The 8,874-nt window shown below is 44.5% G+C and carries 5 protein-coding genes; 1 reads left to right on the forward strand and 4 read right to left on the reverse strand.

The window, feature by feature from the left end; all coding sequences use genetic code 11:
• Window positions 1-54: 54 nt before the first annotated feature.
• The gene (locus tag B3O12_RS00665; RefSeq protein WP_286754924.1) at window positions 55-2,967 is read right to left on the reverse strand and encodes a TonB-dependent receptor; all 2,913 of its coding nucleotides are present in this window, start codon (window positions 2,965-2,967) and stop codon (window positions 55-57) included.
• Window positions 2,968-3,221: 254 nt separating this feature from the next.
• Here B3O12_RS00665 and hemB point away from each other — a divergent pair, with 254 nt between their 5' ends.
• Window positions 3,222-4,190 (forward strand): porphobilinogen synthase, encoded by a 969-nt coding sequence (gene hemB / locus B3O12_RS00670; RefSeq protein WP_286754925.1) that lies wholly within the window; start codon window positions 3,222-3,224, stop codon window positions 4,188-4,190.
• A 3-nt stretch (window positions 4,191-4,193) separates the two neighbouring features.
• On the opposite strand, the gene B3O12_RS00675 is transcribed toward hemB, so the two are convergent.
• From B3O12_RS00675 to B3O12_RS00685, 3 genes are all read right to left on the reverse strand, one after another.
• Window positions 4,194-5,297, reverse strand: coding sequence for a fatty acid desaturase family protein (locus B3O12_RS00675; RefSeq protein ID WP_286754926.1), 1,104 nt, complete (start codon window positions 5,295-5,297; stop codon window positions 4,194-4,196).
• A gap of 95 nt (window positions 5,298-5,392) precedes the next feature.
• Window positions 5,393-5,767 carry a co-chaperone GroES gene (locus tag B3O12_RS00680; protein WP_286754927.1) on the reverse strand — a complete coding sequence of 125 codons (375 nt, stop codon included), beginning with the start codon at window positions 5,765-5,767 and terminating at the stop codon, window positions 5,393-5,395.
• An 87-nt stretch (window positions 5,768-5,854) separates the two neighbouring features.
• Window positions 5,855-8,874, reverse strand: a 3,020-nt coding sequence (locus tag B3O12_RS00685; protein ID WP_286754928.1) for an HYR domain-containing protein, incomplete at its 5' end; no start/stop codon positions are given.

Here is an 8,874-nt window from a genome sequence, read left to right on the forward strand (position 1 = left end):
AATGAAACCTAAAGCATTAGTTGTTAAATATTCAAAAAACGTGATGAAATTGGACTAACCTCCATTGCCACCCCTTCCAAAACGCTCCCTCATTTGCTGAAAACGTTCCATACGATCGTCTGGAATAGCATTGCCCGTTCCAAAGCTTCTAATATTGTAAATGAAAGACACCATAAAGTACTGTGTTAGAATTTGGGTTTGGTTGTCTTCAATATAGGATCCGGTAACGTTGCGTCTGATGTTCTGATTTTGCTTGAGTAAGTCGAACACCGCTAGTTTTACTTCGGCCTTTTGCTGTAGCATCTTTTTACCTACCTCCATATTCCAGAGTACAAAATTTTGGTTAAACCCATCGGAAAGACCCGAGTTGGCTGTATGACTCAGAGTTGTTCGGTAAACTAAGCCGTCACCAAAAATCCAGTTGAGCCTAAGTCTGGTCGATTGGTTGAAGTAATTTACGTTGGCCTGGCTCTGGAGTGAGTTTTCTACCCAGCTAAAGTTGCTGTTGCTGGAAATCGTAAAGTCTACTTTTTCGCTGATATTGCTGCTTAAAACCAATCCTAGTCCGGCTGTAGGTGTTTTGGCATAGTTCAATTGGTTATTGATCAGCTCAGGAGACTGCGAATAGGCCAGAGTGCCCGTAAAGTTGAGGTTAGATTTTATAAAGCCAAGCGGAACTCCGTAAGAAAGAAAACTCCTGAGGTTCCAGTAACCGTCCAGATTAACAGGCTTAGAGTAGCGCGCTCCAGGCTCCAGACGTATGCCATCTACAGTGGCACCATCGCCTCCGGCAACATAGGAACTAGTGCTTATTTGGTTGTTGGAAAAACTACCACTCAGCAAAGTAAAGAAGGTTCGGTTCGAACTCATATCAACTTTGTTGTACCGAATAGTGGCCGAGTGTTGATAGCTTTGATCTAATTGAGGGTTTCCGGCCGAAATGTTGAGTGGATCAGTGTTGTTAATAACACTTTGTAATTGACTCACACTGGGCGCATCGGTGCTGGCCCGGTAGTTAATATTGAGGCTGCGCCCGTTTTCGAACCTATATCGATATACCACAGAAGGTATGAAGTTGCCAAACTTCCGGTCCACGTTGTCTTGAATAGGAAAGGTTTGGTCGTTGTCCAGTAAGGCCCATTGATAGGTGCCCCTAAGTGTGAGGTTTGCCTTTTGACCCCTTACGTTATACCCCACCGTGCTTTGATGCGTAATGTAGTCGTTTTCGAACGTGTTGCTCAAAGGCATATTAAGGTTGCTGTATTGGCCTGTGGCTTCTTCATAGTCAAAGCTTTCTCTTTTGGAGTCGTTGAATTGATAGCCGTAGCGGTAAGAAACCAAGAGTTGGGTTTTGTCAGTGAGTGGTTCTGTATATGTGGCATTGGCGGTCATGTTAAAGCCTTTAGTATCCTGATCTCCAAACTGGTTGAGCTCAACCGTATTAGGATTGCGGCCATAGAATATGTTTTCTGAAATCAGGTAACTGTCTCCTGTACTTTCATTAAGTCCGGTATTTAAGTTGATGGAGAAAGTACGTCCTCCTTTTTCGAATGAATGCCTGTAGAGGAGGTTGTTGTTAAAGCTTAGTGCCTCTAAAATAGAAGTGTTTTCTGTGTAAGCTGTATTGAGCAGATTGGTTCCCATATAAGTGGCTCCATCGACTATGCCCGACCCGGAGTTATCCTGCAGGGTAATTCTTGGTCTGATGATGAGAGAGTTTTTGGGGTTAATGGTATACTCCAGTTCGCCACTAAAACGATGGTTTATGTTGCGGCTGGGTGAGTAACTATTTTCTGTGTATACCTGCCCTTCATTTTGAGGTAAGGTAAATTGCCTGAATACCGATTCGTCTGACTGGTTGTCTGATTGATTGAAGAAGTAGCTTCCACTAAACTTCAATGGACCTTTGTCCTGATAGGAATAGTTTATTCCCAAGGCTTTGGTTTCAGAAATTCCTCCTTGCTGGCCTACCAGAAAATTGGAAGCGCCTCCGCCTCCTCCAAAACCACCGGCATCGCCTCCAAAGCCACCACTAAAGCCGCCACCGGCTCCTCCTCGGCCACCACCACGAGCACCCATGGCGCCTCTTCGGCCACCACCGGCAGTAATTCCCAGCAAGTCGCTGGTAGAAAAGTTCTGAATGTTAATGTTATTAACGTGTCCGAGAATTGTGGTGCGCGACTTTTCACGAAACAGATTTATGCTTCCTCCTGCGTTGTATGTATTGTTGGTGCCCGCTCCTGCATAAACGTTTCCAAATTCACCATTTCGCATACTGGCTCGTGTAATAATGTTAAGGGTTTTTGAGGTTTCACCATCCATGAAACCGGTAAATTGGGCCTGATCGCTGGCCTGATCATATACCTGAATGCGTTCAATGATTTCGGCCGGAAGATTGCGTAGGGCGGCATTAGGATCGTCACCGAAAAACTCACGGCCGTCTACCAACACTCTGCGAACAGTTTCACCTTGGGCCTGAACCTGGCCATTCTGAATAACTACTCCGGGGAGTTTTTCCAGTAGTGTTTCGGCAGTAGCATCGGGGTTTACTTTAAAGGCTGCGGCATTAAACTCAGTGGTATCCCCATTTTGCCTCACCCGCTCGGCCAGTGCTTCTACGGTTACATCGTTTAGCGACTTTGTGTCAAGAGCAAGAATTACCTGCCCCACATCTGCAGATGCGTCTTTTATGTCGAGCTTCTTTCGGAAAGATTTGAAACCCACAAAGCTTATGGAAAGCTCATACTGACCATTGGTTACTCCAGTTATTCGAAACTCACCCAATTCTGTTGTAGAAAAGGCCCGCTTGGTAGAATCAGCCATTTTGGTGAGAACCACAGTGGCCGATGGCAGCGGTAAGTTTTCGGCACTGTCTAAAACAGTACCTTTTACAACCCAGTATTGTGCGGTGGCAGAAAAGCCGCTGAGCAGCAGTCCAACCCAAAAAGTGATGACCTTTGTTTTCATAGTGCCGGTTAGACCTATAAAGGTCTCAGAAGGTTTAACGGCTCCCATATGCCTGACCCTCAGATAAGTTTACTTTTTAACCGGCTTGTTTTACAGGCGAGCATAGACTCAGGCTATTATGATGAATCTACACCGTCATCTACACCAATGGTGTTTGTTAGAATGTTGAGGGGTTTGAGCTTAAGCTCCTTAGACTACCGGCCGGAATAGAGGAATAGAAAAAAGGGTGTGTTATCTTTGCCAAAATTTCTACCATGAACATTCGTCCGAGAAGAAACAGAAAATCTGAAGCTATAAGGTCTTTAATTCAGGAAACCCGGGTAACCACCAGCGATTTTATTTTTCCGTTGTTTTTGCTGGAAGGGGTAAATGATAGTATAGCGGTAGACTCTATGCCTGGTATGCACCGACTTGGTCTGGAGAAAATGCTAAAAGAAATAGAGACTTGCCTTTCCTTGGGAATTAAGGCCTTCGATATTTTTCCTGTGGTCCCGGAGCATTATAAAGACAGCGCAGCCACTCGCTGCTATGATGATGGTTTCTTCTACCAGCAGGCTTTAAGACGAATAAAAAAAGAGTTTCCGGAAGCATGCATTATGACAGACGTAGCGCTTGATCCGTATAGCTCGGACGGGCATGATGGCTTAGTGAAAGACGGTAGAATTCTGAACGATGAAACCCTGGAGGTACTGGGAAAACAAGCACTCTCTCAGGCGGCCTGTGGAATTGATATTATAGGCCCTTCAGATATGATGGACGGAAGGGTAGGCTATATACGCGAAGTTCTGGACTCAAACGGCTTTACGGAGGTGTCCATTATGTCTTATACGGCCAAATACGCCAGTGCATTTTATGGTCCCTTCCGCGATGCGCTCGATTCTGCACCGAAAAGTGGCGATAAGAAAACGTACCAGATGAATCCTGCCAATCAGCAAGAGGCACTCATTGAGGCAGACCTTGATGTAGAAGAGGGGGCAGACTTTCTGATGGTAAAACCTGCTTTGGCTTATCTGGATGTTATTAAACTGCTGAAAGACAGCTACCCTCAGCCTATAGCTGCCTATAACGTAAGTGGTGAGTATTCTATGCTAAAGGCAGCTTCTGCTAAAGGCTGGTTGGATTATGACCGGGTAATGCAGGAAACCCTAATGAGCATTAAGAGGGCCGGGGCCGATGTTATTTTAACTTATCATGCCAAGGAATTTGCCCTGCTCAATCGCTAGGGTTTAGGCTGCATACTGATCGTTTCTACCTAATTGCTTGAGCATGCGCGCATGCTCGTAAACGGCATCAAAGAAAGTTTTCTGGCAATGGTAAGGCAGCCCGTATTCTTGTGCTTTTGCTCTCACAATTTCAGAAATCTTCTTGTAGTGCACATGACAAATGTTAGGAAACAAGTGGTGTTCTATCTGGTAATTGAGGCCACCTACAAACCATGAGAAAATTTTACTTCCCGGAGCAAAGTTAGTGGTGGTAAACAGCTGATGAACAGCCCAGTTGTTTTCTACACTTCCTGAGTTGTCCGGCACAGGAAACTCTGAGGTAGGCATTACGTGAGCCGGCTGGAATATGAGTCCCAACATAAGGCCAGTAATAAAGTGCATAATGAAGAAACCTATGAGTATTACATACCAAGGTGCAGGAATAAGCCATAGAGGCAATGCCAAAGCATAGGCATAATAGAGTACTTTGGAAACAATGGCTTCGGTGAGTACACCACTAAACGAACGTTTGTGGGCTTTCATGAGGCCCATTTTTTTGTAGCGTACCAGTTGCTTAAAATCTTTGGTGGTTAGCCACAAGAAAGTCATCATGCCATAGAGAAACCAGCCATAAATATGCTGATGCCTGTGGGCTTTAAGCCGGGGGGCATGAGGGGACAGGCGCATTAGTTTTCCAGGGTCAATGTCTTCATCCATTCCTTCAATATTGGTGAAGGTATGGTGGAGTACATTGTGCTGAATTTTCCAAATGTAAGAGTTGGCGCCAATCATGTTCATGACGTAACTCAGATATTTATTTACGGTTTGATTTCTGGAATAGGCTCCATGGTTGGCATCGTGCATTACAGAAAGACCAATACCGCTTTTTCCAAAACCCATAAGGGTCCACATACCTAAAATAACCCATACATTGGTAATTACTCCACAAAGCATCAGTATGTATGGGGCAAAATATAGGGTAAACATAAACACGGTCTTTAGCACCATTTTCCAATTTCCATAAGTGGAAATATTGTTTGCTTCAAAATATGCTTTGACCTGAGATTTTAAATCTCTGATGAATTCAGCTTGGTTGGTTCTTGAAAACCTAATTGTTTTGTATTGCATTCAATAAATAATATTAGTAGCAAGATAACTTTTAGTCAAATATGACGAAATAGCCATCTTGTATTTTTCCTTCAACGGCAAAAGAAAGACTTTGGTTAAAGATCCTGTTCTCGTTCTAACATTAAAACGGAAGACTGGGGAACAATAAAGAGTTTTTCTCCCTGATAAACGATCTCAACGGCTCCTTTTTGAAGAAAGATAGCAAGATCGCCTTCTTGCGCCTGTAAAGGTACGTATTTAATTTTTTCTTCGCTTTCTTTCCAGGGTTCGTCTTCTTCGGTAGGCATAGGAATGGGGTAGCCGGGGCCTACTTTAATGACAAAGCCTGATTGAACTTTCTCTTTTTCCTGAACACCAGGAGGCAGATAAAGTCCACTTTCTGTTTTCTCAGGCTGTTTTTTGGGTCTGATCAACAGTCGATCTCCCACTACAATAAGCTTTCTCAATTTGTTGTCTGCTGTAAGTTCCATAGCTGTTAAGGGTATACAAATATAGGACAGAAAGAACAAACGAAAATGGCCGGTGTTGGCCGGCCATTTTATTGGGTTTGATAATTCTTATCGTTTAATGATCAGCTTCTTGGTTTCTACAATATCCATTGTGTTCACCCTGATGAGATAAATTCCATCGAGCAAACCGGAAGCATTGAACTCAATTTCGTAGGTTTTGTCAGCCTCGGCCATGTCTTCATACAGCTGGCCTACAGGCATACCTTGCGAGGTGTAGATGCCCACTTTAACCGGACCTGCTTCAAGCACCTTAAAGGTAATGGTTGTAAAATCTTTGGCCGGGTTAGGGAAAGCGCTCACCTCTATTCTTACAGGAGGCTCATTGTTGATGGTTACTTCCTGATTAGACTCTCCCGGGTTAGTATTTACCACACCATTAATATTGCTACAGCTTCCTAAGGTAGCTCCTTGAGCCAAGAGCTGCTCGGCTTGTGCCTTACTTACACACATTGGCGAACCATTGTAACAAACGGTTATTTTTCCATTCCATTCAATTGTGTTCACCTGGCAACCGCCTGGTTCGCCCGGCTCTTCGTCCTGACAATTAATCAGGTCGATGTTAATATCTCCTTGCTCCCACTGGTTGCAGTAGTTCTTATAGTAGAACCAACCGGAAAGACCGTAGTTCGAGTTTTTGTTGTTGGCTGCATTACCCAGTTGGAATCCAAATTGGTAATTCGATGGCATGTGGCTCACTTTTACCACTTTGCCCTGATTAGAGCCCTTGCCCTTCAGTCGGCTGTCGCTGCTTAGAGTAAAGTAAGTCCAGTTCTGGTAGTTATTGCCGGCTAGTGACTTTTCGTCCTTGTAGCTTCTACCTAAGCCTGACCATTCGCTCCAGTCGTGTCCTCCTTCGAGTATGAAATCTATTTCCCAAATGTCATTGGTATCATAGATGTTCACCAGTCGGCCGGTGAGCTTGGCAGAACCATCGGTGTAGCGCACAAAGTTTCCATTTATGTTTTCGAAAACATACTTGGCATTACTTCCATTTCTGTAGTATTCGCTTAGCCACATGGCGTGTCCGCCATCTTGAGCCGCAGTAGCCTCACAAGAAGATTCTTCTTCGGCCACCGGAGGTTCACCCGTTACTATGGAACAACTGCTACCTTCACCATCAGTATAACCTACTACAGTAAATGGTCCGTAGGTTTGTCCTAGTATGTCAATAGAGCATGAGGTATGTATTTCATAGGAGAACCCGTTGATCTTAAGGAAGGTTTTAGATTCCAGCCTTCCTTTTGAATCGAACCCTTCTACAAAGAGCACATCGCCACTCTGTACATCGTAGAATTCATCAATGAGATAGGTTTTCTTCTTGTTATATGCTTTAACAGTGACTCCTGAAGTTCCGTTGTAAACGACTGTGAAGTTTCTCATTCTACCTTCACACTGACAATTATTGTCTCCAGAGCCATTGTCGTTGCCAGAGCCACCATCGTCATCATCATCGTCTGAATCATGACTGTCGTCATCATCATCGTCATCATCGTCATTGTCGCTGCCCCACCAGTTTGAGCCCCAGCGATAACCACTGGCAGTACTACCATAAGTAAAGCCGCTGCTTACATTACCTTTGCCCTTGCCTTTACCCTTACCTTTTCCTTTTCCATTGTCGTCATCGTCCGAATCATCATCGTCATCATCAGAGTCTCCTCCATTGTCATCATCATCCGAATCATGGCTATCGTCATCGTCACTGTCTCCAGTGCCACCACCATCACCAGGGTTATAGCTATCCATGGTACATGTGCTGCCTTCTCCATCCGTATATTCTATAACTGTAAACGGACCAACTGTAATACCCATAATGTCTTCAGAGCAAGAGGTATGAATTTCATAGTATACTGAACCAACTTTCAAATAGGTTTTAGCATCGAGCCTTCCTTTATGGTCGAAACCACTTACTGTGAGACGGTCGCCATTTTGAACATTGTAGAAGGTTTCAATAATACTGCTCTTGTTCTTTTTATAGGCCTTAACAGTAGTGCCTGAAAGACCATTATAGATTACTGTGAAGTTTTTCATTTTACCTTCACAATCACATGATTGGCCACCATTATTGCCGCCACCGTTGTTTCCACCACCATTATTACCGCCACCATTGTTGCCACCTTCGCAGCGTACATCAATCACATTAACCGTAATGGTTTTAGAAACCGAGCAGCCTGCTACATCTGTAACTATTACTTCATAGGTAGTAGTTACTTCTGGTGCTACTACCACAGAGTTTAGCGAACTACAGGCAATTTCGTTTTCCGGGAGCCAAGTGTAAGTATAATCTCCGTTGCCACCGGTTGCACTGGCAGTTAGGGTCACAGTTTGCTCACCATAGCCAAGGTATATGGTGTGTTGGTCGGTGCCGCTACCGGCCGGATATTCAGGAGTTACGAAGGTTTCTACTTCTAATGGGCTTGGTTGACGCAGCTCAACACTCTTGGTGGTCGAGTTCCCATGCTCATCGGTTACCGTAAGCGAGTATACTCCGGCTGTCAGGCCACTAATGTCGGCCGTTGTGGCTCCGTTACTCCACAAGTAAGTGTAGTTGCCACATCCACCTTCAGCGGCTACGGTAATTTCACCATCGGCTGCACCATAGCACGATACATTGTACTCATCAATTTGGTTATATACCAATGGTTCCAGAGTAATGACAATAGGACTGGCCTTTACAACCACGTTGAAGCTAGCGGTGGTTTGGTTACCCGAGGCATCGGTAGCCGTATAGGTAACCTGGGTAGTGCCAACAGGGAAAGAAGCTCCGGGTTGATGAGTAGTCGACACGCTGGCCGAACAATTGTCTTGAACTGAAGGAACTGACCAGTTAATAACTGCTTCACAGGTATTGTCAGTTATTTGATAAACAATGTCTTGAGGTAAACCAATAATAACGGGGTTGGTACTGTCTACCACCGTTACAATGGCAGTGGCCGAAGCAGTATTGCCGGAGTTATCTGTACCGGTAAGGGTTACAGTGTTTTCACCCAGGTCAGAACAGTCGAAGCTAAGTTTATCGAGCGACAGTGTGAGTGAGCAATTATCTGACGACCCGTTGTCAACATCGGCTA

The sequence above is a fragment of the Roseivirga sp. UBA838 genome, from assembly GCF_002296035.1.
Classification (GTDB): domain Bacteria; phylum Bacteroidota; class Bacteroidia; order Cytophagales; family Cyclobacteriaceae; genus Roseivirga; species Roseivirga thermotolerans.